This is a genomic window from Streptomyces sp. CNQ329, from assembly GCF_000482585.1.
On the sequence record NZ_AXVU01000008.1, the window covers coordinates 137930 to 163963 of the forward strand.

24 protein-coding genes are annotated in these 26034 nt (G+C 74.0%); 14 read left to right on the forward strand and 10 right to left on the reverse strand.

Going from position 1 to position 26034, the window contains the following annotated elements:
• Window positions 1-95 precede the first annotated feature (95 nt).
• The gene (locus I003_RS0107755) at window positions 96-1289 is read left to right on the forward strand and encodes a glycosyltransferase family 4 protein (protein WP_027771001.1); all 1194 of its coding nucleotides are present in this window, start codon (window positions 96-98) and stop codon (window positions 1287-1289) included.
• A gap of 18 nt (window positions 1290-1307) precedes the next feature.
• On the opposite strand, the gene I003_RS0107760 is transcribed toward I003_RS0107755, so the two are convergent.
• On the reverse strand, window positions 1308-3131 hold the full coding sequence (locus tag I003_RS0107760; RefSeq protein ID WP_027771002.1) for an AMP-dependent synthetase/ligase: 1824 nt from the start codon (window positions 3129-3131) through the stop codon (window positions 1308-1310).
• Window positions 3132-3252: 121 nt separating this feature from the next.
• Here I003_RS0107760 and I003_RS0107765 point away from each other — a divergent pair, with 121 nt between their 5' ends.
• The 6 genes from I003_RS0107765 to I003_RS0107790 all read left to right on the forward strand — a co-directional run bounded on the left by I003_RS0107765 (window position 3253) and on the right by I003_RS0107790 (window position 8493).
• Entirely contained in the window at window positions 3253-4014 is a 762-nt protein-coding gene (locus I003_RS0107765; RefSeq protein ID WP_078563808.1) for a metallophosphoesterase, read from the forward strand.
• Window positions 4015-4062: 48 nt separating this feature from the next.
• The gene (locus I003_RS0107770; RefSeq protein ID WP_027771004.1) at window positions 4063-4524 is read left to right on the forward strand and encodes an SRPBCC family protein; all 462 of its coding nucleotides are present in this window, start codon (window positions 4063-4065) and stop codon (window positions 4522-4524) included.
• A 9-nt stretch (window positions 4525-4533) separates the two neighbouring features.
• Complete coding sequence (locus I003_RS0107775) at window positions 4534-5886, forward strand: ArsA-related P-loop ATPase (RefSeq protein ID WP_027771005.1); 1353 nt, start codon at window positions 4534-4536, stop codon at window positions 5884-5886.
• 208 nt (window positions 5887-6094) lie between these two features.
• On the forward strand, window positions 6095-6547 hold the full coding sequence (locus I003_RS0107780) for a DUF5304 family protein (RefSeq protein ID WP_027771006.1): 453 nt from the start codon (window positions 6095-6097) through the stop codon (window positions 6545-6547).
• A gap of 73 nt (window positions 6548-6620) precedes the next feature.
• Window positions 6621-7562 carry an ROK family glucokinase gene (locus I003_RS0107785; protein ID WP_027771007.1) on the forward strand — a complete coding sequence of 314 codons (942 nt, stop codon included), beginning with the start codon at window positions 6621-6623 and terminating at the stop codon, window positions 7560-7562.
• A gap of 157 nt (window positions 7563-7719) precedes the next feature.
• The gene (locus I003_RS0107790; protein ID WP_027771008.1) at window positions 7720-8493 is read left to right on the forward strand and encodes an endonuclease/exonuclease/phosphatase family protein; all 774 of its coding nucleotides are present in this window, start codon (window positions 7720-7722) and stop codon (window positions 8491-8493) included.
• Here I003_RS0107790 and I003_RS0107795 read toward each other — a convergent pair.
• The 4 genes from I003_RS0107795 to I003_RS0107810 form a co-directional block, all read right to left on the reverse strand.
• Complete coding sequence (locus tag I003_RS0107795) at window positions 8477-9514, reverse strand: CU044_5270 family protein (protein ID WP_027771009.1); 1038 nt, start codon at window positions 9512-9514, stop codon at window positions 8477-8479. The two genes, I003_RS0107790 and I003_RS0107795, sit on opposite strands and share 17 nt — an antisense overlap.
• Window positions 9507-10145, reverse strand: coding sequence for an RNA polymerase sigma factor (locus I003_RS0107800; RefSeq protein ID WP_027771010.1), 639 nt, complete (start codon window positions 10143-10145; stop codon window positions 9507-9509). The genes I003_RS0107795 and I003_RS0107800 overlap by 8 nt, the downstream gene beginning before the upstream one ends.
• A gap of 111 nt (window positions 10146-10256) precedes the next feature.
• Window positions 10257-10931, reverse strand: coding sequence for a hypothetical protein (locus tag I003_RS0107805; RefSeq protein ID WP_027771011.1), 675 nt, complete (start codon window positions 10929-10931; stop codon window positions 10257-10259).
• Complete coding sequence (locus tag I003_RS0107810) at window positions 10918-11715, reverse strand: alpha/beta fold hydrolase (RefSeq protein ID WP_027771012.1); 798 nt, start codon at window positions 11713-11715, stop codon at window positions 10918-10920. Before I003_RS0107810 ends, I003_RS0107805 begins: the two co-directional genes overlap by 14 nt.
• A 211-nt stretch (window positions 11716-11926) precedes the next feature.
• Here I003_RS0107810 and I003_RS0107815 point away from each other — a divergent pair, with 211 nt between their 5' ends.
• The 4 genes from I003_RS0107815 to I003_RS0107830 all read left to right on the forward strand — a co-directional run bounded on the left by I003_RS0107815 (window position 11927) and on the right by I003_RS0107830 (window position 16635).
• The gene (locus I003_RS0107815; RefSeq protein WP_027771013.1) at window positions 11927-12709 is read left to right on the forward strand and encodes a lysophospholipid acyltransferase family protein; all 783 of its coding nucleotides are present in this window, start codon (window positions 11927-11929) and stop codon (window positions 12707-12709) included.
• 34 nt (window positions 12710-12743) lie between these two features.
• Window positions 12744-13976 carry a MacS family sensor histidine kinase gene (gene macS / locus I003_RS0107820; protein ID WP_027771014.1) on the forward strand — a complete coding sequence of 411 codons (1233 nt, stop codon included), beginning with the start codon at window positions 12744-12746 and terminating at the stop codon, window positions 13974-13976.
• Window positions 13977-14802: 826 nt separating this feature from the next.
• A complete protein-coding gene (locus I003_RS0107825; RefSeq protein WP_199784249.1) occupies window positions 14803-15447 on the forward strand; it encodes a response regulator transcription factor in 645 nt (214 codons plus the stop codon).
• A 159-nt stretch (window positions 15448-15606) separates the two neighbouring features.
• Window positions 15607-16635, forward strand: a complete 1029-nt coding sequence (locus tag I003_RS0107830) for a 6-phosphofructokinase (protein WP_027771016.1) — start codon at window positions 15607-15609, stop codon at window positions 16633-16635.
• A 59-nt stretch (window positions 16636-16694) separates the two neighbouring features.
• Here the strand turns inward: I003_RS0107830 and I003_RS0107835 are convergent, their stop codons facing one another.
• The gene (locus I003_RS0107835; protein WP_051368139.1) at window positions 16695-18617 is read right to left on the reverse strand and encodes an anthranilate synthase family protein; all 1923 of its coding nucleotides are present in this window, start codon (window positions 18615-18617) and stop codon (window positions 16695-16697) included.
• A 437-nt stretch (window positions 18618-19054) separates the two neighbouring features.
• Here I003_RS0107835 and I003_RS0107840 point away from each other — a divergent pair, with 437 nt between their 5' ends.
• Window positions 19055-20416, forward strand: coding sequence for a class II 3-deoxy-7-phosphoheptulonate synthase (locus tag I003_RS0107840; protein WP_027771018.1), 1362 nt, complete (start codon window positions 19055-19057; stop codon window positions 20414-20416).
• A 106-nt stretch (window positions 20417-20522) separates the two neighbouring features.
• Window positions 20523-20858 carry a (2Fe-2S)-binding protein gene (locus tag I003_RS0107845; RefSeq protein ID WP_027771019.1) on the forward strand — a complete coding sequence of 112 codons (336 nt, stop codon included), beginning with the start codon at window positions 20523-20525 and terminating at the stop codon, window positions 20856-20858.
• Window positions 20859-20882: 24 nt separating this feature from the next.
• Here I003_RS0107845 and bfr read toward each other — a convergent pair whose 3' ends face one another.
• Window positions 20883-21359, reverse strand: a complete 477-nt coding sequence (gene bfr, locus I003_RS0107850; protein ID WP_027771020.1) for a bacterioferritin — start codon at window positions 21357-21359, stop codon at window positions 20883-20885.
• Window positions 21360-21520: 161 nt separating this feature from the next.
• On the opposite strand from bfr, the gene I003_RS0107855 reads away from it, so the two are divergent.
• Window positions 21521-22135, forward strand: coding sequence for a sulfite oxidase-like oxidoreductase (locus tag I003_RS0107855; RefSeq protein WP_027771021.1), 615 nt, complete (start codon window positions 21521-21523; stop codon window positions 22133-22135).
• Between the two features lie 5 nt (window positions 22136-22140).
• Here the strand turns inward: I003_RS0107855 and I003_RS0107860 are convergent, their stop codons facing one another.
• From I003_RS0107860 to I003_RS0107870, 3 genes are all read right to left on the reverse strand, one after another.
• On the reverse strand, window positions 22141-23067 hold the full coding sequence (locus I003_RS0107860) for a deoxyribonuclease IV (RefSeq protein ID WP_027771022.1): 927 nt from the start codon (window positions 23065-23067) through the stop codon (window positions 22141-22143).
• Between the two features lies 1 nt (window position 23068).
• Window positions 23069-24985 carry a Stk1 family PASTA domain-containing Ser/Thr kinase gene (gene pknB, locus I003_RS0107865; protein ID WP_027771023.1) on the reverse strand — a complete coding sequence of 639 codons (1917 nt, stop codon included), beginning with the start codon at window positions 24983-24985 and terminating at the stop codon, window positions 23069-23071.
• Between the two features lie 167 nt (window positions 24986-25152).
• Complete coding sequence (locus tag I003_RS0107870; RefSeq protein WP_027771024.1) at window positions 25153-26031, reverse strand: thiazole synthase; 879 nt, start codon at window positions 26029-26031, stop codon at window positions 25153-25155.
• Between the last annotated feature and the right edge of the window lie 3 nt (window positions 26032-26034).

Consider the following 26034-nt stretch of genomic DNA (forward strand, 5'->3'; position numbering starts at 1 on the left):
CGACCTCCGCCCCCGTATGCGTCCGACGACACTACGACACGGCCGTGTCCGCCCGCAGGCGTCCGGCGCCGCCCGCCCCGGTACTGTCGGCCCCGATGGACAAGGCACCGAGTCACCGGCCGGCGACCCACAAGCCGCCGCACAAGACGCTCGTCGTCACCAACGACTTCCCGCCCCGCCCCGGGGGCATTCAGAACTTCCTGCACAGCATGTGCCTGCGGCTGGACCCGGAGCAGGTCGTCGTCTACGCCTCCACCTGGAAGCGCGACGCCGAAGGCCGCGCCGCCACCCGGGACTTCGACGCGCGTCAGCCCTTCGAGGTGATCCGCGACCGCACCACGATGCTGCTGCCCACCCCGCGCGTCACCCGCCGCGCGGCCGGGCTGCTGCGCGCACACGGCTGCACCGCGGTGTGGTTCGGTGCCGCCGCGCCGCTGGGGCTGATGGCACCGGCGCTGCGGCGCGCGGGCGCCGAGCGGATCGTCGCCACCACGCACGGCCACGAGGCGGGCTGGGCGCAGTTGCCGGTGGCCCGCCACCTGCTGCGGCGCATCGGCGACGCGGCGGACACCCTCACGTATCTCGGCGAGTACACCCGCTCCCGGATCGCCCGCGCGCTCGGCGACGAGGCCGCCGCGCGCATGGTGCAGGTACCGCCGGGCGTCGACGAGACGGCGTTCCACCCCGACTCGGGCGGTGCCCTGGTACGCGCCCGCCTCGGACTCGCGGACCGGCCGGTCGTCGTCTGCGTCTCCCGGCTCGTGCCGCGCAAGGGCCAGGACACCCTGATCCGCGCGATGCCGCGGATCCTGGCGGCGGAGCCGGAGACGGCGCTGCTGATCGTCGGCGGCGGCCCGTACCGCGGACGGCTGGAGAAGCTGGCGGCGGCCACGGGAGTCGCCGGCGCGGTGCACTTCACGGGCGCCGTGCCCTGGGAGGAGCTGCCCGCGCACTACGGCGCCGGCGACGTGTTCGCCATGCCGTGCCGCACCCGGCGCGGCGGGCTCGACGTGGAAGGACTCGGCATCGTCTACCTGGAGGCGTCGGCGACCGGCCTGCCGGTGGTCGCGGGCGACTCCGGCGGCGCCCCGGACGCGGTGCTCGACGGCCAGACCGGGTGGGTCGTGCGCGGCGGCGCGGAGCGGCAGGCGGCGCAGACGGCGGAGCACGTGGTGAGACTGCTGGGCGACGCGGAGCTGCGCGCGCGGACGGGGGAGCGGGGGCGGGCGTGGGTCGCGGAGCGGTGGCGCTGGGACCTGCTGGCGGAGCGGCTGACGTCGCTGCTGTGAGGGCGGGGAGCGGCTGCCCTACCGCTCGTACAGCTCCTCGATCTCCTGGGCGAAGTCCTTCTCCACCACGCCGCGCTTCAGCTTCAGCGACGGCGTCAGATGCCCCGACTCCTCCGTGAACTGCCCGGGCAGGATGCGGAACTTGCGCACCGACTCCGCCCGCGACACCTGCGCGTTCCCGTCGTCCACCGCGAGCTGCACCGCCGCCCGCAGCTCCGCGTCGTCCGCCAGCTCCGCCGCCGTCCGGGCCGGCTTGCCGTTGTCCTCGGCCCACTTGGCGAGGAACTCCTCGTCCAGCGTGATCAGCGCCCCCACGAACGGCCGCGCGTCGCCGACGACCATGCACTCCGCCACCAGCGCGTGCGCCCGGATGCGGTCTTCTATCACCGCCGGGGCGACGTTCTTGCCGGCCGCCGTGACGATGATCTCCTTCTTCCGCCCGGTGATCGACAGATACCCGTCCTCGTCCAGGCTCCCGAGGTCGCCGGTGCGCAGCCACTCGCCGTCCAGCGCCGCGGCCGTGGCATCCTCGTTGGCCCAGTACTCCCGGAAGACGTTGCCCCCGCGCACCAGCACCTCGCCGTCGTCGCCGATGCGGAGGGTGCAGCCGGGCAGCGGCTGGCCGACGGTGCCGATCTTCGGGCGCTGCACCGGGTTGACGGTGATCGCGGCGGCCGTCTCGGTCAGGCCGTAGCCCTCCAGGACGGTGAAGCCGATGCCGCGGTAGAAGTGGCCGAGCCGCTCGCCCAGCGGCGCGCCCCCGGAGATCGCGTGCGTGGCCCGGCCGCCGAGCACGGCGCGCAGCCTGGCGTAGACGAGCTTGTCGAAGAGGGCGTGCCGCATCCGCAGCCCGAGGGCGGGGCCGCCGGTGTCCAGGGCGCGGCTGTACGCGATGGCGGTGTGGGCAGCCTTGTCGAAGATCTTCCCCCTGCCGTCGGACTGCGCCTTGGCGCGGGCGGAGTTGTAGACCTTCTCGAAGACGCGGGGGACGCCGAGCAGCAGCGTGGGCCTGAAGCCCGCCAGGTCGTCGGTGAGGTTCTTCACGTCCGGCACGTGGCCGAGCTTCATCGGGGCGACCATGGCGGCGATCTCCACCAGCCGGCCGAAGACGTGCGCGAGCGGCAGGAAAAGGAGGAGGGAGCTTTCGCCGGGGCGGAACAGCGGGCGCAGTTGCTCCACGGCGTTGCCGCACTCGGCGAGGAAGCCGCCGTGGGTGATGACGCAGCCCTTCGGGCGGCCGGTGGTGCCCGAGGTGTAGACGAGGGTGGCGGGGGAGTCGGCGCCGGCCGCGGTGCGGTGCTTCTCCAGCGTGGCGTCGGACACCTCGGCCCCGGCGGCGGTCAGCGCCGCGACGGCGCCCAGGGGGCCCTCCTCTTCGGCGTCGGACCCGCCGTCGATCCGCCACACCTGCCCCAGAAGCGGCACCCGGCTCCGTACCGACTCGACCGCCGCGGCGTGCTCCGCGGTCTCCACGACGCAGGCCACCGCGCCCGAGTCGCTGAGGATCCACTGGATCTGCTCCGGCGAGCTGGTCTCGTACACCGGGACCGTCACGCCGCCCGCGGTCCAGATCGCGAAGTCCAGCAGCGTCCACTCGTACCGCGTACGGGACATCAGCCCGATCCGGTCCCCCGGCCGCAGCCCGGCCGCGACCAGGCCCCTGGCCGCCGCCTCCACCTCCGCGAGGAAGTCCGCGGCGGACACGTCCTGCCACTCGCCTGCCGCGCTCTTGCGGGCGACGACGGCCAGGTCGGGGGTCCGGGCGGCGTTGGTGCGGACGAGGTCGGCCAGGTTGGCGTCCGCCGGGACCTCGTACAGGGCGGGAAGGGCGAACTCTCGCAAGACGCTGCTCCTCGACGTTCCGGTGGGCCACCTGCGACCCTATCCCCACGGGAGCACCCCGCGGCAGTGGCGCCGCTCACCGCCGTGCGGGTGCCGTGCGCGCCGGAAGTAGGGTGATCGCATGAGGGTCCACGTGGTCAGCGACGTGCACGGCAACAGCGCGGATCTGGCCCGCGCCGGCGACGGCGCGGACGCGCTCCTGTGCCTCGGCGACCTCATTCTCTTCATCGACTACGCCGACCACTCCCGCGGTATCTTCCCCGACCTCTTCGGCGTCGCGAACACCACGCGCAGCGTCGAGCTGCGCACCGCCCGCAGATTCGACGAGCACCGCGCGTTCGTGCGCTCGCTGTGGGCGGGGATGGACAAGAGCGGGGAGATCGAGAAGGCGGTGCGCAAGCAGTACGGGGAGCTGTTCGCGGCCTTCCCCACGCCGACGTACGCCACGTACGGCAACGTCGACATCCCGCGGCTGTGGCCCGAGTTCGCCCGCCCCGGCACCACCGTGCTCGACGGCGAGCGGGTGGAGATCGGCGGGCTGGTCTTCGGGTTCGTCGGCGGCGGACTGCAGACGCCGATGCGCACGCCGTACGAGATCGACGACGAGACGTACGCCGCGAAGGTCGCCGCCGTCGGCGAGGTCGACGTGCTCTGCTCGCACATCCCGCCGCTCGTTCCCGAGCTGTGCTACGACACGGTCGCGCGCCGCTTCGAGCGCGGCAGCGAAGCGCTGCTGGAGGCGGTGCACACCGTCCGGCCGCGGTACGCGCTCTTCGGCCACGTGCACCAGCCGCTGGCGCGGCGGATGCGGATCGGGGCGACGGAGTGCGTGAACGTCGGGCACTTCGCCTCCCGCGGAAAGCCGTGGGTTCTGGAGTGGTGAACCGGGCGCGGTAACCTTCAGCGCGACGGTTGACGGAGGAGCCCAGGTATGGCAGAGCACACCAGGTCGAGCATCACCATCGACGCCGCGCCCGATGCGGTGATGAGGGTGATCGCGGACTTCGACCGCTACCCGGAGTGGACCGGCGAGGTGCGGCGGACCGAGGTGCTCGACGAGGACGCGCAGGGGCGCGCGGAGCGGGTGCTGCTGGTGCTGGACGCGAAGACGATCCGGGACGAACAGACGCTGGCGTACACCTGGGCCGGGCCGCACGAGGTGCGTTGGACGCTGGAGAAGTCGCAGATGCTGCGCGCGCTGGACGGGGCGTATCTGCTGAAGCCGCTCGAAGGCGGCAAGCGCACCGAGGTCACGTACGAGCTGACCGTCGACGTCAAGATCCCGATGCTCGGGATGATGAAGCGCAAGATGGAGAAGATCATCATCGAGCGGGCGCTGGACGGGCTGAAGCAGCGCGTCGAGAGCGCGTCGGCCGGCTCCGGTACGGACTGACGACCCCGCGTGCGTACTCTCCTCGTCACCGGCGCGGCGGGCGCCGGCCGTACGACGGTCGCGGCGGCGACGGCGCTGCGGGCCGCGCGCGACGGGGCCCGGGTGCTGCTGCTGACGGCCGACCGTGAGGCGGGCGGGCTGCTGACGGGGCCGTCGCAGGGGCAGATCCCGGGGCAGCGGTCCGGGGCGGGCACCGCGGCGGGCGAGGCCGGCGGGATGCCGCCGTGGACGGAGCCCGTCCGCGTCGGGACGGGGCTGTGGGCGGCCCGGCTGCGCGGAGCGGAGTCGGCGGCGGAGGCGCTGGCGGTCTGGCAGGAGCAGTACGAGGACGCCTTGGAACTGCTCGGCGCGACGCCGCTGGCGGCGGAGGAGCTGACGCCGCTGCCGGGCTCGCGCGAGTTCGCGCTGCTGCGGGCGCTGGTGACGTTGCACGAGACGGGGGCGGGCGGCGGAGCCCACGGCGGCGCGGGACCCGCGGGGGATCCGGACGCCGCGATGCCCGGTCCCGCCGCGGGGCCGGGGCCGGGCCTCTGGGACCTGGCGGTCGTGGACATGCCCGCCGCGTGGGAGACGCTGAAGGCGCTGGCGCTCCCGGAGCAGTTGGTGCGGTACCTGCGGCGGCTGCTGCCCGCGGAGCGGCAGGCGGCGCGGGGGCTGCGCCCGCTGCTGGGGCGGCTGCTCGGGGCCCCGGTGCCCGCGGGCCGGGTGTACGAGGCTGCGGCCCGCTGGGAGGACCGGCTGGAGACCGTACGCGAGGCGGCCGAGGCCGCCGGGGCGCGGGTGCGCCTCGTCCTGGAGCCCACCGCGCGCGGGGTCCGCGACCTGCGCCGGACGCGCGCGGCACTCGCGCTGCAGGGCTGCACGGTCGAGGCCGTGGTCGCGAACCGGGTCCTGCCGGCGGGCTCGGAGGACGCCTGGTACGCGACGCTCGCCGACGAGCAGCACCGCGTGGTCAAGGAGGCCGGAGCGGAGCTGCGCGCCGCGGGCGGCACGTTCTGCGCGCTGCCGCATCTGGGCCCGGATCCGCGGGGCCCGGTGGCCCTGGCGACGCTGGCCGAGGCGGTGCCGCCGCCGGGAGGACGGCCCACCGCCGCCGGCCCGGGGGACCCGGCCGAGGTGGACGACCTGCTGGCCGACGAGGGCGTGCTGCTGTACCGCCTGCCACTGCCCGGCGCCGAGCGGGCGGACCTCACCCTCGTACGCCGCGGCGACGAACTCCTGATCACCGTGGCCGGTCACCGCCGCGCCCTGCCGCTCCCGTCCGCGCTCCGCCGCTGCACCATCACCCGCGCCGGCCTCCACGACGCCGAACTCCACATCCGCTTCACCCCGGACCCGGCGGTCTGGCCCCACCCCCGCTGACCCCGCGAGCCGGGCGGGCGCCGGCGCCGCCGCCCGTGCCGTAGCGGAGACCGGACGCGGACACCCGGCCCCGCGAGCGGCCCCGGCTCCCCGCCCCTCTCTCCGGCTCCCCGGCTCTCTTCCCGGCTCCCCGCCCCCTTCCGGACCACCCCGCACCATCCGCTGCGCGGTGGTGAACGCGAAGTCGGCGTTCGGGTACCGTCGATGTATGAGTGATGCCATCGAGCGCCCTGAACCCGGTGCGGCCTCCACCGTCCCGGACCCGGACGCGTGGGCCCAGGCGTGCGCCGAGGACTTCGCTGCCGAGCAGGCCCGGCGGCGCGCGGTCTACGGGCCCGAGCCCGTCAGCGCCGCCGAGGAGCTGCGCCGCTTCTTCGACTCCCTGACCGACAAGGTCTCCGAGCTTCGCGCCCCCGGTGCGACCGGCGGCACCGCCGCCGTCGCGCAGACCGCCGCGCAGCAGTTCGCGAAGCAGTTCCTCGCCTCGGTGAAGACCGTCGTCGAGCCCGTCGTGGAGCGCAATCCGCAGATCTTCGACCACCTCGCCACCGCCGGCACGGAGATCGCCGCCGCCTACCGCGCCGCAGTTCAGCGGCAGGAGGCCGACTGGTCGCGGGACGACGAACCGCCCAGCAGTCCTCAGCAGATCGACCTCGACTGACGGCCGGGTCCCGCCGTACCTCCGGTAATGTGAGGAGGCGCAGCGGGGCTCGAACCGAATAACCGAGGGAGACATGGGACTCACCATCGGCGTCGACATCGGCGGCACCAAGATTGCGGCCGGTGTGGTCGACGAAGAGGGCTCGATCATCCGGACGAGCACGGTACCGACCCCCGACACACCCGAGGCCGTCGTGGACTCCATCTGCGCGGCGGTCCAGGACGTCACGTCCGTCGCTCCCGCCGAGGCCGTCGGCATCGGCGCCGCGGGGTACGTGGACGACAAGCGGGCCACCGTGCTCTTCGCCCCGAACGTCAACTGGCGCTTCGAGGCGCTCAAGGACAAGGTGGAACAGCGCATCGGCCTGCCCGTCGTGGTCGAGAACGACGCCAACGCCGCCGCCTGGGGCGAATACCGCTTCGGCGCCGGCCAGGGCCACGACGACGTCGTCTGCATCACGCTGGGCACCGGCCTCGGCGGCGGCGTGATCATCGGCGGCCGGCTGCACCGCGGCCGGTTCGGCGTGGCCGCGGAGTTCGGTCATATCCGCGTCGTACCCGACGGGTTGCTGTGCGGCTGCGGCAGCCAGGGCTGCTGGGAGCAGTACGCCTCCGGCCGCGCCCTCGTGCGGTACGCGCGCCAGCGGGCCGCCGCCACCCCCGAGTCGGCGGCGACACTGCTCGCCCTCGGCGACGGTACGCCCGAGGGCGTCCAGGGGCGGCACGTCAGCGAGGCGGCGCGACAGGGGGACGCGGTGGCGGTCGACTCCTTCAGGGAGCTGGCCCGTTGGGCGGGGGCGGGGCTCGCGGACCTGGCGTCGCTCTTCGACCCGTCGGCGTTCATCGTCGGCGGCGGCGTATCGGACGAGGGCGATCTCGTCCTCGACCCGATCCGCAAGTCGTTCCGGCGCTGGCTCGTCGGCAGCCAGTGGCGCCCGCACGCGCAGGTGCTCGCCGCCCAACTCGGCGGGCGCGCCGGGCTCGTCGGCGCCGCCGACCTGGCGCGCCAGGGCTGAGGCCGGGCCCGCATGACGGCCCACATGACGGCCCGCGTGACGCGACGGCCCGCGTGCCGGACGGTGCGAGCACCCGAAGGCACGAGGGCCCGCGGCCCGCGGCAGGCACGCACCACCGGACGCCTCGCCGCGCCCGCGCCCCGGTAGTCTCACCCCCGTGCTGCTGCCCGATCTCCCCGCCTCGCGCACCGAGCAGGACGGCTCCGCCGTCATCCGGCTGCTCAGCTACAACATCCGCTCCATGCGCGACGACACCGCCGCCCTGGCCCGCGTGATCCGGGCCTGCGCCCCCGACGTCGTCTGCATCCAGGAAGCACCCCGCTTCTTCCGCTGGCACAAGAAGGCCGCGCGGCTCGCCCGCGCCACCGGTCTGCTGTACGCCGCGGGCGGCGCGACCACCGCCGGGCCCCTGCTCCTCACCGCCCTGCGCGCACACGTGGAACGCACCGACGAGACGCTGCTGCCCCGCACCCCCGGGCTGCACCAGCGCGGTCTGGCGACGGCGGTCCTGCGCTTCGGCGGGGCCCGGCTGGCCGTCGTCAGCACCCATCTGAGCCTGGCCGGAGCCGAGCGCTACGCGCAGGCCGGGCTGCTGCTCGACCACGTCCACGCGCTCGGCGAGCCGCACGTCGTGGTTGCCGGGGATCTCAACGAGCGCCCCAAGGGCCCCGCCTTCCGCCGGCTGACCGCCGAGCTGCAGGACGGCTGGGCGGTCAGCCCCTGGGGCGGACGGCACACCTCCCCCGCCCGCGACCCCCGCAAGCGCATCGACGCCGTGCTCGCGACCGAGGGGGTCGAGGTGCTGGGCTGCGGCGTCCCGGCGGGCCTGCCGGGGGTCTCCCCGGCCGACCTCCGCGACGCCACCGACCACCTCCCCGTCCTCGCCGCCCTGCGGGTGCCCGCACCCGGCCCGGCTACGGACGCCGCCTGACCTCGTCCACGACGGCGTAGTCGTCGAGGAACGACAGCTCCGTGACCGTGGTGCCGCGCAGTGTCTCGACCTGCCTGCGCACCCCCAGGTAGGCGTACGTGTCCGAGGCGAAGAGCAGGTGCGGGGGCGAGTCCACCGGAGGGCCGGGAAGGAGCGCGTGCTCGTACGTGACCGCGAGCGCGTCCCTGCCGCTGGCGTCCACCGCCCGTCCCGTCACGAGGAGGTCGGGGAACTCCGCCAGCGCCTCGAAGGCCGCGGGCAGCAGCCCGTCGGTCAGCACGGGGCAGGAGGCGAGCAGGGCGAGAAGTCTGTCGAACGCCGTCTGCCATTCGTTGCGCCCGAACTCCCCGGGCGGCATCCTCGCGAACTCCGTTCCCCTGAAGGGAGAGAGGGAGTACCGGAGCAGCGCGGCCGGCTCCGTGGGCACCCGGGTCAGGGTGCGCCAGTCCGTCGGCGGCCACGACTCCGCGTTGTCTTCGTCCTGCTCCCAGCGACCCGTGCCGCCCCGGGTCAGCCAGGACGGCCGCGAGGGGTCCGCGGCCATCCAGTCCTCCCGCGTCAGCGTCCGGGACCGGCCCGTGTCGTCCGCGGTCGACAGGACGACCACCCGGGCGTAGACGTACTCGCCGCGGCCCGGCTCGACGGGCAGTCGCGTCCGTTCGCGGCGGCGCTCCAGCCGCGCCGCCCGGCGCAGCACGGCGCGTCCGGTCACGCCGGGGCGGGGGGCGTCGTCGCGGTTCAGCAGCGCCAGCGGGGTGCCGACGGCCGCCGCGGTGGCGCCGGCGGCCACCAGGGTCCGTACCGCCGTGCGACGGGTCATCCCGGGCGCGCCCGGCCGCCGGTCCGGGCCGGCCGGCCGCCGCGGCCGGAACCGCCACGGCACGCCGGCGGGGGCGCGGTCCGCGGCCGGGGTGGCCGCGCGGGTCTGCGCCAGCAGCCGCTCGCGGGCCGCCAGCCGGGCGGACTCGGACAGCGGTTCCGTGCCCGCGTCCCAGTCCCGCAGCAGGTTCAGCTCATCCACGTCCGTGCTCCTCCCGTCCGATGGCCGTCTCGTCGGTCTCCGCGCCGGCGACGGTGCCGCCGGCGGCACCCAGTTCCCTGCGTAACCGGCCGCGGGCCCGGTGCAGCCGGGAACGCACCGTGCCCACCGGCACGCCGAGCGCCTGGGCCACCTCCTCGTACGCCAGATCCGCCCAGGCCACCAGCAGCAGCACGTCGCGCAGCGCCGGCGACAGCCGGGCCAGCGCGGTGGCCAGCTCGCGGCGCAGGCCGGCGGCCGTCGCGCGGGCCGCGACGCGGTCGGCGAGCGGCTCGTCGGTCTCGGCCGGGACCGGCAGCCGGGAGAGCGCACGGAAGCGGTGGGCCTCCGCGCGCCGGTGCCGGCTCACCAGGTGGGTCGCGATGCCGAACAGCCAGGGGCGCACGTCGCCGCGGCCCGGGTCGAAGCGTTCGCGTAGCCGGAAGGCGGTCGTGAACGTCTCCGCCATGACGTCGTCGGCCGCTTCGTCGCCGAGCCGGCGTGCCGCGTACCGGTGTACGGCGGTGGCGTGCCGGTCGAAGAGGACCGCGAACGCCTCCGGTTCCGTACGGGACCGGGCGACGATCGACGCGTTGCTCTCCGGCTCCGTGTACACGCCCGTACTGCCCCCCATCGAGCGCCTCCAGAACGTGGTGGTCTCCGCCCGTTCCCGGGCCTTGCACCACTACTTCGCCGAGGCGCCCGAACGAGTTCCGTGCCGCGGATCGGGGCTTTCCTGCGGCGGCTAGACCACCGCGCCGCCGCCCGGGGGCTCGTCGTCGTCATCGCCGCCGGGGCGCATGCGGGCGACCAGCGTGGCGAAGCCGCCGAGGAAGCCGCCGATGCCCAGGACCGAGGCCCACCAGGTCATGGGCTGCTGGAGGATGAGCATCAGCAGCAGGAGCAGCGGGCCGCCGAGGACCGCGATCCAGGCGAACTTGGTCGTCGTGTCCGCCTTCGGCAGCGGCGGCGGCTCGGGCGGGACGAAGTGGCCCTCGTCGGTCTCGTCGAGGTCGTCGTCCGAGGGCTCGGCCGCCTCCCAGTCGCGCGGGCCGGTGCCGGCGGAGAAGACGATGAAGCTCGCGCCGTCGGCGCGCCCGGCGCCGTCCCTGGAGCCGCCGTCCCCGTCCGGGTCCGCCGGGTCCGCCGGGTCCCCGGCGGCTCTGGCGCCCGGGTCCGCTCCGCGCTCGCCCCCGTCCTCCGCGCCGTCCGCCGGGCCCTCGCCTCCGGCCGCGCGGGCCGCCCGCTCGTGCGGCGGCTCGACGGAGTCCTCGTCGAACGCCGCGACGATCTCGGCCCACGCGGCGTCCTCGTCGAGCGGCGTGCCGCCCGGCCCCGTCGGCTCCGCGCCCGCCGGCTCCGTCTCCGCGGACCCGTCGCCCTGCTGCGGGTCCTCCCGGTCCGGGTTACGCTCCGCCACGGGCCCGGGCCTCCTTCCGCTGCTCGTTGCCGTCGGCCCGGGGGGTGAGCCGCTCGATGAAGTCGTCGGTGGCCGTGAAGATCCGCTCCGCGTCGTGGTCGAGGGTGGCCACGTGGTAGCTGTCCTCCAGCACGGTCTCCGTGACGTCCCGCGACGAGACCCGGCCGAGGATGCGGGCCGAGTCCGCCGGCTCGACGACGTGGTCGACCCTGCTGCGCAGCACCAGCAGCGGCTGCGTCACCCGGGGAAGCTCGGCGTCGACGAGGGCGAGGAACTGCCGCAGAGAGTGCGCGGCGTGCAGGGGCACGCGGTCGTAGCCGGTCTCGCCCGCGCCTTCCCTGGCGATGTCGTCGATGACACCGGGCGAGGTGCGGACCAGGAAGCGGAACACGGGAAGCGCGTGCGGCAGCAGTCCGTGCAGTTTGTTCAGCGGGTTGACCGCGACCACGCCGGCGACCGCGTCCCCGTGCAGGGCGGCCAGCCGCAGCATCAGCGTGCCTCCCATGGACAGCCCGCACAGGAAGACCCGCTCGCACTGCTCGGACAGTTCGCGCAGCTCCCGCTCCACCGTCGCGTACCAGTCCTGCCAGCGGGTCACCTGCAGGTCCTGCCAGCGCGAGCCGTGCCCGGGCAGCAGCGGCATGGAGACGGTCAGGCCGCGGGCGGCGAGATGCTCGGCCCAGGGCCGTACGGACTGGGGCGAGCCGGTGAAACCGTGGCACACCAGCACCCCGGTCCCGCCACCCGGCTGGCGGAACGGCTCGGCTCCGGGAAGGACCGGCATGACGGGACTCCGATCGTGTCAGGCGGGCGGCGGATACGTGCCTGGCGCTGCCCTTGAGCGTACTGCCCCGTACGGACGGGCGGCCCCCCGCGGATCCCCGGCGGACGTCCCGCGGCGTCCGCCGGGCGGGGCGGGCGAGCCGGTCGCCCCCGGATATCGCTCTCCTACCAGGAGCGCTATGGTCACACGAGCGGATCGCAGGAGGCCCCGGTTGTTCTACAGCGCGATGAAGATGTCCCTCGGCAACAGCCTGAGGCTCGTCTTCCGTCCCTGGGTGGAAGGCATGGAGAACGTGCCGGACACCGGTGCCGCGATCCTCGCGAGCAACCATCTGTCGTTCTCCGACTCGTTCTTCCTGCCCTCCATGCTCCACCGGAAGGTCACCTTCATCGCGAAGGCGGAGTACTTCACCACCCCGGGTGTCAAGGGCCGGCTGACCGCGGCGTTCTTCAAGGGCGTCGGCCAGTTGCCCGTCGACCGCTCCGGGAGCCGCGGCGCGGGCGAGGCGGCGATCAAGAGCGGTCTGGACGTGCTGGAGCGCGGCGAGTTGTTCGGCATCTACCCCGAGGGCACGCGCTCGCCCGACGGCCGCCTCTACCGCGGCAAGCCGGGCGGCCTCGGCCGGCTGGCGCTCATCAGCGGGGCGCCGGTGCTGCCGGTGGCGATGATCGACACGGAGAAGATCCAGCCGCCGGGTCAGGTGGTGCCGAAGATCATGCGGCCGGGTATCCGGATCGGCAAGCCGCTGGACTTCACGCGCTACCAGGGCATGGAGCACGACAGGTTCATCCTGCGTTCGGTGACCGACGAGGTCATGTACGAGATCATGAAGCTCTCCGGCCAGGAGTACGTGGACGAGTACGCGACGGCGGCGAAGCGGCGGATGTCGGACGAGACCAAGCGCCGCAAGGCGGCGGAGAAGGCCGGGAAATCCGAGGAGTCCGGCCGGAGCGCCGGCGGCTCCGGTGCCGGGGGGCGGCGGGACGCCGCCTAGCGCGGCGCAGGCGGGCGGGAGGGAGAGCCGGGCGATGGCCGGTCAGAGCGGGCGGCGGATGTCGGTGGAGCAGCCGCTGTGGCAGGCGCTGACGTACTTCCGGGTGCTGACCCTCGCGTACGCGGTGGCGCAGTTCGTCCACCGGCACGACGACGTCGCGCGCCCGGCGCCGGGCTGGGCGTACTTCGCGGTCCTCACCCTGTGGACGCTGGTCACCTTCCGCCGGGTCTCGTCGGCGGAGCGCTGCACGTTCCGGTTCCTCGCGGCGGACATCACGCTCACGCTGACCGGCATCCTGCTGACGATCCCGGTGGAGACGGCGGAGCGCATCGACGACGGCGCGACCACGCTGCCGTCGATCTGGGCGGCGGGCTCGGTGCTGGGCTTCGCGATCAAGGGCGGCTGGCGCTGGGGTGCGGCGTCGTCGTCGGCGGTGGGGCTGTCGAACATCGTGCAGCGCGGCGAGGTGGTGCAGGACAACTTCCACAACATCGTGCTGCTGATGGTCGCCTCGACGGCGATCGGCTACATCGTGGAGGTGGCGCGGACCAGTGAACGGACGCTGGCCCGGGCGCTGCAGATCGAGGCGGCGACGCGGGAGCGGGAACGGCTGGCGCGCGACATCCACGACAGCGTGCTGCAGGTGCTGGCGCTGGTCCAGCGCCGCGGGGCCGCGATCGGCGGCGAGGCGAAGGAACTGGGCAAGCTGGCGGGCGAGCAGGAGGCGGCGCTGCGGACGCTGGTGATGGGCGCGAGGCCGCCGGCCCAGCGGACGGGGCAGGCGGAGGAACGTGCCGCCGAGGCCGGAGGCGGGGGCGGGGCCGGTGAGGGGGAGCCGGACGACGGGTCGGCGGACGGCACGACGTCGCTGAGACTGCTCCTGCTGTCGATGAGCGGCCCGCACGTCTCTGTCGCCGAGCCCGGCACGCCGGTGACGCTGGAGACGCACGCGGCCCGGGAACTGGCGGCGGCGGTGGGCGCGGCGCTCGACAACGTACGGGCGCACGTGGGCCCGGAGGCGCAGGCGTGGGTGCTGCTGGAGGAGGAGCCGGACGGCACGGTGGTGGTGACCGTACGGGACGACGGCCCCGGCATCCCCCGGGGCCGCCTGGCGGCGGCGGAGGCGGAGGGCCGCCTGGGCGTCGCCCAGTCCATCCGCGGGCGCCTGCGGGACCTGGGCGGCACGGCGGAGTGGGTCTCGACCCCCTCCCAGGGAACGGAAGTGGAACTGCGCCTCCCCCGCACCACCCCGACCCCCCACGGATGACCCCCCACCCCCAGCCCTCTCCCTCCGGGCAGGGCCGGGCCGGGGTCTGCCCCACGCCCCGGCTCCGCCGGGGACGGCGGGCCTGCCGTCGTGCGCGCGGCTCCCGCGGCGGGGCCCCGCCGTTGCGCTCTCGTCGTCCGTTCGCGTCGGCTCTCGCCGAAGGCGAGGCCCCCTGCGGGGCGCTACCCCGCTTCCGGGCCGGGCGGGGGCCGGGCTTGCTGCGCGTCCTGGTCCGGCCGAAGGCGGCCTGCCCTCGTGTGCGCCGTTTCAGGCGGTGGGGGCCCTGCCGGTCGCTGCCGTGGTCCGTTCGCGTCGGCTCTCGCCGGAGGCGAGAACCTGCCGCGGGGCGGCTTCCGCTTCCGGACCGGGCGGGGGCCGGCCCTGCCGCGTGTCCCGGTTCTGCCGGGGTGGCGGGGACCTGCCGGTCGGTGCCGTCGTCTCTTCGGCTCGGCTCTCGCCGGAGGCGAGGTCCCATCGGTGGCATCCGCCCCCGGTTTTGTCCTTCGGTCGCCGCGGGGGCGCGCAGTTCCCCTTTTCGCGTCCCGCGCCCGTGGCGCGCACCGCACACTTCGCGGGGTCGACGCTTCACCGCAACCCGCGAGTCCACCGCCGTGCCGGCTATCAAGCGGGGTGGCGCGGGGCATGCATCCCGTGGTTGCCGGGCCGTGTGCGGAGCCCTCAACTCGTACATCCGTACGCCCCCGCGGGAGGGCGATACGTGCCGCAACGAGCTGCATGAGCCACCATGGTCCCCGGACGTCGTCCGTCCGGTTGGAGCAGGGAGGGAGTCGAGGTGGTCGGAGAAGGCAGGGGCGCGGTCAAGGTGATGGTCGTCGACGACCACCCCATGTGGCGTGACGCCGTGGCCCGGGATCTGGCCGCGGCCGGGTTCTCCGTGGTGGCCACCGCCGGGGACGGGCCGCAGGCGGTGCGGCGGGCGCGGGCCGCGGGCCCCGACGTGCTCGTGCTGGATCTCAACCTGCCCGGTCTGCCCGGCGTGCAGGTGTGCCAGGAGGTCGTCGGCGCCCAGCCCGGCGTGCGGGTGCTCGTGCTGTCCGCCAGCGGCGAGCACGCCGACGTGCTCGAAGCCGTGAAGTCCGGCGCCACCGGCTATCTCGTGAAGTCCGCCAGCACCGAGGAGTTGATCGACGCCGTGGACCGCACCGCCCGGGGCGACGCGGTGTTCACGCCCGGCCTCGCCGGTCTCGTGCTCGGCGAGTACCGGCGGCTCGCCGGCGAGCCTGCCGCCGGTAACGACGACGAGCCCGAGGTGCCCAAGCTCACCGACCGCGAGACCGAGGTGCTGCGGCTCGTCGCCAAAGGGCTCTCGTACAAGCAGATCGCCGAGCGCCTTGTCATCTCCCACCGCACCGTCCAGAACCACGTGCAGAACACCCTTGGCAAGCTCCAGCTCCACAACCGCGTCGAGCTCGTCCGCTACGCCATCGAGCGCGGTCTCGACGACGACTGAGCCCGCCTCCCCCCTTACCCCTCGGGTCCCTCCCGCGAGTGAAGACCACCGCCGAATTGACAGGTTGGTGCGCGAATCCCGCCCGCTCCGTGTCGTGTGAGGTGGATCACCGTTAGCGTTGCTGCAGCGGGGTCACGACCGTCAGAAGGGAAACCTGTGATGCGGGTAGGAGTACTGACCGGGGGCGGTGACTGTCCCGGGCTCAACGCGGTCATCCGGGCCGTCGTCCGCAAGGGCGTTCAGGAGTTCGGGTACGAGTTCACCGGCTTCCGGGACGGCTGGCGCGGGCCGTTGGAAGCCGACACCGTCACCCTCGACATCCCCGCCGTCCGCGGCATCCTGCCGCGCGGCGGAACGATCCTCGGGTCGTCGCGTACCAACCCCCTGAAGGTCGAGGGGGGCATCAAGCGCATCAAGGAGAACATGGCGAAGCTGGAGGTGGACTCGCTCATCGCCATCGGCGGCGAGGACACCCTCGGCGTCGCCCAGCAGCTCGCCGACGAGTACGGCATCAAGGTCGTCGGCGTGCCGAAGACCATCGACAACGATCTTTCCGCCACCGACTACACCTTCGGCTTCGACACCGCGGTCAACATCGCGACCGAGGCCATCGACCGGCTGCACACCACGGCCGAGTCCCACATGCGCGTCCTCGTCGTCGAGGTGATGGGACGGCACGCCGGCTGGATCGCCCTGCACTCCGGGCTCGCCGGCGGCGCCAATGTGATTCTCATCCCCGAGCAGCGCTTCGACGTCGAGAAGGTCTGCGGCTGGGTGACCTCCCGCTTCAAGGCCAGCTACGCGCCGATCGTCTGTGTGGCGGAGGGCGCGATGCCCAAGGACGGCGACATGGTGCTCAAGGACGAGTCCCTGGACGCCTTCGGGCACGTCCGGCTGTCGGGCGTCGGCGAGTGGCTGGCGAAGGAGATCGAGCGTCGTACGGGCAAGGAGGCCCGTACGACGGTCCTGGGGCATGTGCAGCGCGGCGGCACGCCGAGCGCATACGACCGCTGGCTCGCCAGCCGCTTCGGGCTGCACGCGATCGAGGCGGTGCACGACGAGGACTGGGGCAAAATGGTCGCCCTGCAGGGCACGGACGTGGTGCGCGTGCCCCTCGCCGCCGCCACGGCGCGGATCAAGACGGTGGACCCCAAGCTGTACGAGGAGGTCGGCGTCTTCTTCGGCTGACCGGTGGTCCGGGCGGCGCCCCCGCATGACGCGGGGGCCGCCGCCCGGTACCCGGCGCTTCAGCCCCGTACCAGCACCGCCGCCAGCAACTGCCGTACCAGCCCGTCCCCGTTGAGCGTCAGCACCGACTCCGGATGGAACTGCACCCCGGCGAAGCCGGGACCGCGCAGCGCGTGCACGTCGCCGCTGTGCGGATCGCGGCTCAGCTCGACGCCGCGCGCCGCCGCCAGCGCCGCCGCGGTGTCCGCGTCGCAGCGGGCGGTGTACGTGCTGTAGAAGCCGACCGTCTCCGGCCTGCCGAAGAAGTCGATCTCCTCCTGCGCCCCCTGGTACGGCACGTCCTTGCGGACCAGGGGCAACCCCAGTTCGGCGGCGAGGAGTTCGTGGCCCAGGCAGACGCCGAGCAGGCCGTGCCGGTGGCCGGCCAGCAGCTCGCCGGCCAGCCCGCGCAGCAAGCGCATCCGCGGGTCGGCGGTGTCCGCGGGGTCGCCGGGGCCGGGCCCGAGCACCACCGGGCCCTCATGCGCCAGCGCCGCGTCGCGTACGCCGGGCGCGTCGAAGCGGCGTACGTCCACCTCCGCGCCGGAGGCGCGCAGGACGTGGGCGAGCATCGCCGTGAACGTGTCCTCGCCGTCGACCACCAGCACCCGCCCGGGTGTCCGCCCGGCCGCCGCCGGGCCCGCGGGCTCCACCCCCTGCATGCGCAGCCAGAACGGCGACAGCCGCGTCCTGCGGGCCGCGAGCGCCGCCTGCACCTCCGGGTCCGCCGCGAAGCCCGGCCCGGCCCCGCCCGCCGGCCGCGCGGGCGCGGGGCGTACGCCGAGCGCGGCCAGCACCCCCGCGGCCTTGGCGTGGGTCTCGGCGACCTCGTCGGCCGGCCGGGAGCCCCGGACCAGCGTGGCGCCCACGGGGACCCGCAGCAGGCCGTCCGCGCCGATGTCGGCGGTGCGGATGAGGATGGGGGAGTCCAGGGTCTGTGCGCCGCCGGCGTCGCGGCCGAGGAGGGCGAGCGCGCCCGCGTAGTAGCCGCGGCCCCTGCCGTCCCGGCCGGGGGGCTCGTAGCGCTCGATGACGCGGCAGGCGTTCTCCACCGGCGAGCCGGTCACCGTCGCGGCGAACATCGTCTCGCGCAGCACGTCGCGCACGTCGAGCGCGGTGCGCCCGCGCAGCTCGTACTCGGTGTGCGCCAGGTGCGCCATCTCCCTCAGCCGCGGCCCGACGACCACGCCCCCTTCCCGGGCGACGGTGCACATCATCTTCAGCTCCTCGTCGACGACCATGGAGAGCTCCTCGATCTCCTTGGCGTCGTGCAGGAACGCCAGCAGCCCGCTCCGGCCGGGGCCGCCGGCCGGGTAGCGGTAGGTGCCGCTGATGGGGTTCATCACGACGGTGCCGCCGGTCATCCGCACGTGCACCTCGGGGCTGGCGCCGACGAGGGTGCGCACGCCGGGGCGGTGCACGACGAAGGTCCAGTACGCGCCCTGCTCACCGGCCAGCAGCCGGCGGAAGAGGGCGAGCGCGTCGGCGGCGCCGAAGCCGTCCACGCGGCCCTCGTAGGTGCGCCGGATGACGAAGTTGGCGCCCTCGCCGGTGCCGATCTCGTCGGCGAGGACGCGGCCCACGATCCCGGCGTACTCCTCGTCCGGTACGTCGAAGCCGCCGCCGGTGACCCGGACGGCGTGCGCCGGCAGGGCGTCGAGCAGGGCGGCGGCGGGCACCTCGTGGACCTCGTCGGGGACGAGGACGGCCAGCGGGGTGCCGTCGTCGCGGACGTCGAAGCCGCGCTCGCGGATCTGCCGGTACGGCACGAGCGCGAGCGCCCCGGCGGCGCCGGGAGCCGTGCCGTCGGGGATGTCCGCGAGCCGGTCCACCTCGTGGACGGAGCCGAGGAGAACCTCGACGGGGGCGTCGGGGCGTCCCGGGGTGCGGCGGCGCAGGACGGCGAACGGCGGGGCGCCGTCGGCCAGCAGCCGGCTGACCAGAGCGGCGGCGTCCGGACCGGTGTCCGTACCGGCGCCCGGGCGCCCGTCCGGGCCGGTGGCCGGGGCGGCGGGCGGGGCAGCGTCCGGCGCCGCGCCGGGGGCGGCAGCCGCCGTTCCGGGCCTTCCGTCCCCGTCCCCGGGGTGGCCCTGTGGTCGTGACCTGGGGTGATGCTGCACGGGTCGTTCCTTCCTGCGACGGAGGGACCGACCCCCGGACACACCGAAGGCCGCCCCTCGGGCGGCCTTCGCGGAGTCTTCGTGGGTACGCGCGATCAGGTGGCCGCCGGTCGGACGGGCCACCACCAGGTGCGGGCATCGAGCGCGTACATGGCGCACACCCTAGCGGACCCGTGCGCGTCCAACCGCTCACTGTCTGCTCCGTCTCATCTGTCGGTCACCGGCCGGGGCTGTGCGGGCGAACCCGTAATCTGGGTTCCGTGACTGTCAACGCCGAACCCGCCACGAGCACCGCCGGTATTCCCCAGACCTGGCGCGACCTGCCCGCGGCGCAGCAGCCCGACTGGCCGGACCCCGCGGCTCTGCGCGACGTGACCGCGGAGCTGCAGTCGTATCCGCCGCTGGTCTTCGCCGGCGAGTGCGACCAGCTGCGTGACCAACTGGGCGCCGTCGCCCGCGGCGAGGCGTTCCTGCTGCAGGGCGGTGACTGCGCGGAGGCGTTCGACGCGGTCTCGGCCGAGCACATCAGGAACAAGCTCAAGACGCTGCTGCAGATGAGCGCCGTGCTCACGTACGCCGCGTCCGTCCCGGTCGTCAAGGTCGGCCGGATCGCCGGGCAGTACTCGAAGCCCCGCTCCAAGCCGACCGAGACCCGTGACGGCGTCACCCTGCCCGTCTACCGGGGCGACTCCGTCAACGGTTTCGAGTTCACCCCCGAGTCGCGCACGCCGGACCCGGAGCGGCTGAAGCGGATGTACCACGCCTCGGCGGCCACGCTGAACCTGGTGCGCGCCTTCACCACCGGTGGCTACGCGCACCTGCGCCAGGTGCACGCCTGGAACCAGGACTTCGTCCGCTCCTCGCCCTCCGGCCAGCGGTACGAGGCTCTGGCCCGCGAGATCGACCGGGCGATGAGCTTCATGCACGCCTGCGGCGTGGACCCGGAGGAGTTCAAGACCGTCGAGTTCTTCTCCTCGCACGAGGCGCTGATCCTCGACTACGAGTCGGCGCTGACCCGCATCGACTCGCGCACCGGCAAGCTCTACGACGTCTCCGGCCACATGGTCTGGATCGGCGAGCGCACCCGGCAGCTCGACCACGCGCACATCGAGTTCGCCTCCCAGGTCAGCAACCCCGTCGGGGTCAAGCTGGGCCCGACGACCACCCCGGAGGACGCGCTCGCGCTGATCGACCGCCTCGACCCGGAGCGGATCCCGGGTCGGCTGACGTTCGTCAGCCGGATGGGCGCCGACAAGGTGCGCGACCGGCTGCCCGAGCTGGTGGAGAAGGTCACCGCCTCCGGCGCCCAGGTGGCGTGGGTGTCCGACCCGATGCACGGCAACACCTTCGAGGCCGCCTCCGGCCACAAGACGCGCCGCTTCGACGACGTGCTGGACGAGGTCAAGGGCTTCTTCGAGGTGCACAAGGCGCTCGGCACCCACCCCGGCGGCATCCACGTGGAGCTGACCGGCGACGACGTGACCGAGTGCGTCGGCGGCGGGGACGAGATCTTCGTCGACGATCTGCACCAGCGCTACGAGACGGCGTGCGACCCGCGGCTCAACCGCAGCCAGTCGCTCGACCTGGCGTTCCTGGTCGCGGAGATGTACCGCGACCAGTGAGCCGGCCGGCCGCGGCGTAACGCACGTCACGGCAGGGCACCTCTTCACCAGATCCCCGGGCCAGGTAAGGTTAGGGTTACCTAATCATCCCGACCCGGGGGTTCGTGTGTTCGTGTGCTCGTGCTTCGGCATCACCGAGGAGCAGGTGCGCGAGCACGCCTCCGCCGGGCGCTGCACCCCCCGCCAGATCGCCTCGGAGTGCAAGGCGGGCACGGACTGCGGCTCATGCGTGCGCCGGATCCAGGCGCTGCTCGGCCGCGGCGCCGGCTGCGCCCGCCGGGAGCTGCTGGAGGGCCGGCAGCCGGCGGGCGCGAACAGCGCCGTGCCGGTGGCCGCCGGGAGAGCGGTGGCCGGGAACGCGGTCACGGTCGAGGCCGCGGTCGAAGCCGCCGCGGAGGCCGCCGCCGACGTCCCCGTCGCACTGGTGCGCGGGGCCGCCTGATCCTCCGGTGCGTACCGGGATCGCTCAGTCCGGCTGCTCGATCTGCTGCGCGATGTACAGCGCCTCACCGAGCTTCTCGATGAGGTCGAGCTGGGTGTCGAGGTAGTCGATGTGGTGCTCCTCGTCCGCCAGGATCGACTCGAAGATGTTCGCGGAGGTGATGTCGCTCTTGGCGCGCATCAGCTCGATCCCGCGGCGCAGCCGGTCGATCGCCTCCACCTCGATCTGCCGGTCGGCTGTGAACATCTCGGTGACCGTCTGGCCGACCCGGACGTGGAAGAGCCGCTGGTAGTTCGGCAATCCGTCCAGCAGCAGAATGCGGTCCGTCAGGATCTCCGCGTGCTTCATCTCGTCGAACGACTCGGACCTGGTGTACTTCGCCAGCTTCGTCCAGCCGAAGTTCTCCTGCATCTTCGCATGCAGGAAGTACTGGTTGATCGCTGTCAGCTCGGCCGTGAGCTGCTCGTTCAGGAATTCCAGCACCTCGGGGTCACCCTGCATGGCCGGGACTCCTCTCCGCATGGGTCGGGCAGGTCAGGGGCGCATCCTCGCATTCGAAGGCATGGGCGATCCAGTAAGTGCAGGCTTATCCGGGTTGCCCTCATCCGGGGCGGAGCGCCCCCGGTCATGACCATGCGCAAGCGTCTGCCACCATGGGGGTCATGGGTCAGTCGGAGCGGCACGAGGGGGGCCTGCCTCCTGGCCAGCGGCTGCAGCGCGGCTGGCCCGTGACGCACTACGGCCCGGTGCCGCGGTTCAAGCCCGACCGGTGGGAGCTGCAGGTCTTCGGGGCCACAAAGGACGGGGCGAAACGGTCCCTCACCCACGACGAGTTCACGGCGCTGCCGTACGCCACCGTCGTCGGCGACCTGCACTGCGTGACGAAGTTCAGCATGCTCGGCGCGGAGTGGGGCGGGGTGCGGGCCCGTACGCTCCTCGACCTCGCACCGCCCGCGCCCGAGGTCACGCACGTGATGGTCTGGGCGGAGTACGGCTTCAGCTCCAATCTGCGGCTCGCGGACTTCGCCGATGAGGACACGATCTTCGCCACGCACAAGGACGGCGAGCCGCTGACCGCCGAGCACGGCTTCCCGGTCAGGCTCGTGGTGCCGCACCTGTACGCCTGGAAGGGCCCGAAGTGGGTGCGCGGCGTGGAGTACATGACCGCCGACCGCCGCGGGTTCTGGGAGGAGCGCGGTTATCACAACGTGGGCGACCCGTGGCGCGAGCAGCGCTACTCCTACCAGGAGGAGCCGGGCGACGGGCCCGACCTCTAGCCCCGCTACGGCCCCGAGGGCTCCCGCAACTCCTTCAGCAGCGCGATGTCCGCCGCCGCCCTGGGGCCCTCCGGTCCGCCGCCGGGGGTCTCGATGATCAGCGGTACGCCGTCCATCGCGGGATGCCGGATCAGCTCGCGGAAGGGCCCGGCGCCGATCCGTCCGGCGCCGATGTTCTCGTGCCGGTCCAGGTGCGAGCCGGCCGCGGCCTTGGAGTCGTTCGCGTGCACAAGCCGCAGCCGTCCCGGGCCCGCCACCTCCACCAGCTCGTCGAGCACCTGCTTCGCGCCGCCGTTCGCCGCCAGGTCGTGGCCGGCGGCGAAGACGTGGCAGGTGTCGAGGCAGACGCCGAGCCGCGGGTGCCTGTCCAGCAGGTCCAGATAGGCGCCCAGCTCCGGCAGCCGGGAGCAGAGGGAGAAGCCCTGCCCCGCGGTCGGCTCCAACAGCAGCGCGGGCGCGCCGGGGTCGTCGCCCAGCTCGTCGAGGAGCGGCAGGGTCAGCTCCCGTACCTGCGCGAGCGCGGTCTCGCGGGGCCGTCCTCCGGTCGCCGAGCCGGTGTGGACCACGACGCCGCGGGCGCCGATGTCCCGGCCGCGGCGCAGGGAGTGCCGCAGCGAGGCGACGGAGTTCTCCGCGGTCGCCGGGGTGTGCGAGCCGAGGTTGATCAGATACGGGGCGTGCACGTACACCGGGATGCCGTCCTCGGCGCAGCGCCTGCGGAACTCCTCGTCCTGCGCCGGGTCGCCGGGCGGCGTCGCCCAGCCGCGGGCGTTGGCGACGAAGACCTGGACGGCCTCCGCGCCGATCCGGCGCGCGTGCGTCAGCCCTTTGGCGGCCAGGCCGCCGGCGACGGGCACATGGCTGCCGACGGGGTTCCGGGCGCGCGGAGCGGGCCGCTCCGGCTGTGCTTCAGGGGGCGTACGGGGGGACACGTCACCTCACCCAGAGGGTTATCTCGCTTCCGCGCGGCGCCTCGTCGCCGCCGTCCACGGACTGCCGCCAGACCGTGTCGCCGAAGAAGATCTGGTTCACGTCCACGGAGAAGCCGGCGTCCTCCAGCGCCTCCTCGGCTTCGTCGAGGTTCAGGTCGACCACGTCCGGGACCTCCAGCAGCTCCGGGCCCTTGGAGATCGTCAGCGTGACCTTGTCGCCCTCGCCCAGCTCGGAACCCGGCTCCGGCGAGGTCTCCGCGACCGTGCCGGCGTCCTCCTCCGAGTGCACCGTCTCCTGCTCGACCTCGACCGTCAGCCCTTCCTCGCGCAGCTCCTCGGCGGCGTCGTCCTGGTCGTCCCCGATGACGTCCGGGACCTCGATGGGCGCGCCGCGGCTGACGACCATCGCGACCGCCCGGCCGGCCTTGATCTTCTCGCCGTCCGCGGGCCTGGTGCTGATCACGCGCCCGGCGGGCAGCTCCTCGCTGAACGCCTCCTGCGTCACGCCCGGCTTCAGCCCGGCGTCGCGCAGCTTGTCCCTGGCCTCGTCGAGCGGGAGCGCGTACAGCTCGGGGATCTCGACGATCTCCGGGCCCTTGGAGAGGACCACCGTCACGGAGTCGCCCTGACGGATGCGGTTGCCGCCCTCGGGGTCGGTGCGGATGACGAGGCCGGGCTTCACGGTGTCGCTGAAGTCCTCCCTGACCTCCGCGTCCAGGTCCTCGCCGGAGAGCATGCTCCGCGCCTCGCTCTCGGTCTTGCCGAGCACGAAGGGGACCTTGGTGAACTGCCCGGAGTTGATGTACCAGACCCCCACGCCGACGCCCAGCACCAGCACCGCCGCCAGCAGTGCCAGCAGTCCGATCCGCGGCTTGGCGCGGCCCGGCTGCGCGGGGGTGCCGGGAGCCCTCGGGCCGGACGGCGGCTCGGCGGTGGTGTCCTCGGGGCCCGCGGCGGGCGTCTGGAGCACGCTGGTGACGTTCAGCCGCTCCCGCCCCGCCGGCCCCGCCGGGCTCGGTACCACGGCCGTTCGGTCCTCGGAGCCGATCCGCTCCTCCGCGACGGCCTGCGGCGGCACCGCGTCCAGCTCCGCGTCGGTGAGCTGCGCGCGGGTGCCCCGCACCTGCGACAGCAGCTCCACGGCGTCCACGGGGCGCGCCTCGCGGACGCGTGCGGCGGCGGTGAGGACCAGGTCGTCCAACTGCCCGGGCAGTCCCGGGACGGCCGCGGACGGCGGCTCGACGTCCTCGTGCAGGTGCTGGTAGAGCACGTGTGCGGCGTGCTCGCCGGCGTGCGGCTTGGCGCCGGTGAGCATCTCGTAGAGCATCACGCCGCAGGCGTACACGTCGACCCGGGGGTCGGCGGTGCCGCGTTCGATCTGTTCGGGCGCCAGATACGACACGCTGCCGAGCACGGTGCCGGTGGAGGCGGTGGTATGGGTGTTCACGGCGCGGACGAGCCCGAAGTCGGCGACCTTGACGCGGCCGTCGTCGCCGATGAGGACGTTCTCCGGCTTCATGTCGCGGTGGACGAAACCGGCCCGGTGCGCGGCACCGAGCGCGGCGAGCACGGGCTCCAGGATGTCCAGCGCGGCCCGCGGCTGCAGGGCGCCGCGGTCGTTCAGCACGTCGCGCAGGGTGCAGCCCGGGACGTACTCCATGGCCAGGAAGACGTGCGGGCTGTCGGTGCCCTGGTCGTAGACGCCCACGACGTTCGGGTGGGCGAGCCCGGCGACGGACTTGGCCTCCAGGATGAACCGCTGGACGAAGGAGGCGTCGGCGGCGAGCGAGGGGTGCATGACCTTGACGGCGACCACCCGGTCGAGCCGGGTGTCCAGCGCCCGGTAGACCGTGGCCATGCCGCCGGCGGCGATGCGTGCGTCGACGCGGTAGCGCCCGTCGAGCGTCTGCCCGACCATGGGGTCGTCCCACCCTCCCGGCGGATGGGGGGACGGGTCCAGAGTCGTGTCCACGAGGCGCAGTCTACGAGGTGAGCGACGCGTTCCCGTCACCGTTGTGCTGCAGTACGTTCCCGATGGCGTGCCGATCCCCGCGGGGTGCCGGTGCCGCTACCGGATCCGGGAGTTCACGCGAACGCGGGCCGCTCCGGGTCCGGCTCCGGGCCCAGCTCCGCCACGCCGGCGGACGGGGACGACGCGCGCGCGAAGTGCCGGCGCGGGATGCGCCCCGCGCGCGCGGCGAGCCGGCCCGCGGTGATCGCGTGCCGCATCGCCGCCGCCATCAGCTCCGGCTCCTGCGCCCGCGTCACCGCGGACGCCAGCATCACCGCGTCGCAGCCCAGCTCCATCGCCTGCGCGGCGTCGGAGGCGGTGCCGGCGCCGGCGTCGAGGATGACGGGCACTCCGGCGGCCTCGGTGATGAGCTGGAAGTTGTGCGGATTGCGGATGCCGAGCCCGGAGCCGATGGGGGAGCCCAGCGGCATCACGGCGGCGCAGCCGGCGTCCTCCAGCCTGCGGGCGAGCACGGGGTCGTCGTTGGTGTACGGGAGCACGGTGAAGCCGTCGTCGACGAGCGTCTCGGCGGCGGCCAGCAGCTCGACGGGGTCGGGCAGCAGGGTGCGCTCGTCGGCGATGACCTCCAGCTTCACCCAGTCCGTGCCGAGCGCCTCGCGGGCGAGCCGGGCGGTGAGGACGGCCTCGCCCGCGGTGTGGCAGCCGGCGGTGTTCGGCAGCACGCGGATTCCGTGGCGGCGCAGCACGTCGAGCACGGAGCCCTGCACGCCGGGGTCGACGCGGCGCATCGCGACGGTGGTCAGCTCGGTTCCGGAGGCGAGGAGGGCACGCTCCATGATCTCCAGGCTGCTCGCGCCGCCGGTGCCCATGATGAGGCGGGAGGAGAAGCGGACGCCGGCGAGGGTGAGGGGGTCGGCGGCCTGCTCCGCGGCTGCGGTGCCCGGCGCGTCCGGGGCGTCTGCGGTGCCGGTGACGGTGGCGGTTTGGGTCATGGT

Bases quoted from the DNA above. Each gene is read 5' to 3' on its own strand.
- I003_RS0107870 (WP_027771024.1), bottom strand. From the start codon at position 26,031: ATGACCCAAACCGCCACCGTCACCGGCACCGCAGACGCCCCGGACGCG.
- I003_RS0107830 (WP_027771016.1), top strand. From the start codon at position 15,607: ATGCGGGTAGGAGTACTGACCGGGGGCGGTGACTGTCCCGGGCTCAAC.
- I003_RS0107770 (WP_027771004.1), top strand. From the start codon at position 4,063: ATGGCAGAGCACACCAGGTCGAGCATCACCATCGACGCCGCGCCCGAT.
- I003_RS0107855 (WP_027771021.1), top strand. From the start codon at position 21,521: ATGGGTCAGTCGGAGCGGCACGAGGGGGGCCTGCCTCCTGGCCAGCGG.
- I003_RS0107765 (WP_078563808.1), top strand. From the start codon at position 3,253: ATGAGGGTCCACGTGGTCAGCGACGTGCACGGCAACAGCGCGGATCTG.
- bfr (WP_027771020.1), bottom strand. From the start codon at position 21,359: ATGCAGGGTGACCCCGAGGTGCTGGAATTCCTGAACGAGCAGCTCACG.
- I003_RS0107780 (WP_027771006.1), top strand. From the start codon at position 6,095: ATGAGTGATGCCATCGAGCGCCCTGAACCCGGTGCGGCCTCCACCGTC.
- I003_RS0107800 (WP_027771010.1), bottom strand. From the start codon at position 10,145: ATGGGGGGCAGTACGGGCGTGTACACGGAGCCGGAGAGCAACGCGTCG.
- I003_RS0107785 (WP_027771007.1), top strand. From the start codon at position 6,621: ATGGGACTCACCATCGGCGTCGACATCGGCGGCACCAAGATTGCGGCC.
- pknB (WP_027771023.1), bottom strand. From the start codon at position 24,985: ATGGTCGGGCAGACGCTCGACGGGCGCTACCGCGTCGACGCACGCATC.
- I003_RS0107825 (WP_199784249.1), top strand. From the start codon at position 14,803: ATGGTCGTCGACGACCACCCCATGTGGCGTGACGCCGTGGCCCGGGAT.
- I003_RS0107755 (WP_027771001.1), top strand. From the start codon at position 96: ATGGACAAGGCACCGAGTCACCGGCCGGCGACCCACAAGCCGCCGCAC.
- macS (WP_027771014.1), top strand. From the start codon at position 12,744: ATGGCCGGTCAGAGCGGGCGGCGGATGTCGGTGGAGCAGCCGCTGTGG.
- I003_RS0107810 (WP_027771012.1), bottom strand. From the start codon at position 11,715: ATGCCGGTCCTTCCCGGAGCCGAGCCGTTCCGCCAGCCGGGTGGCGGG.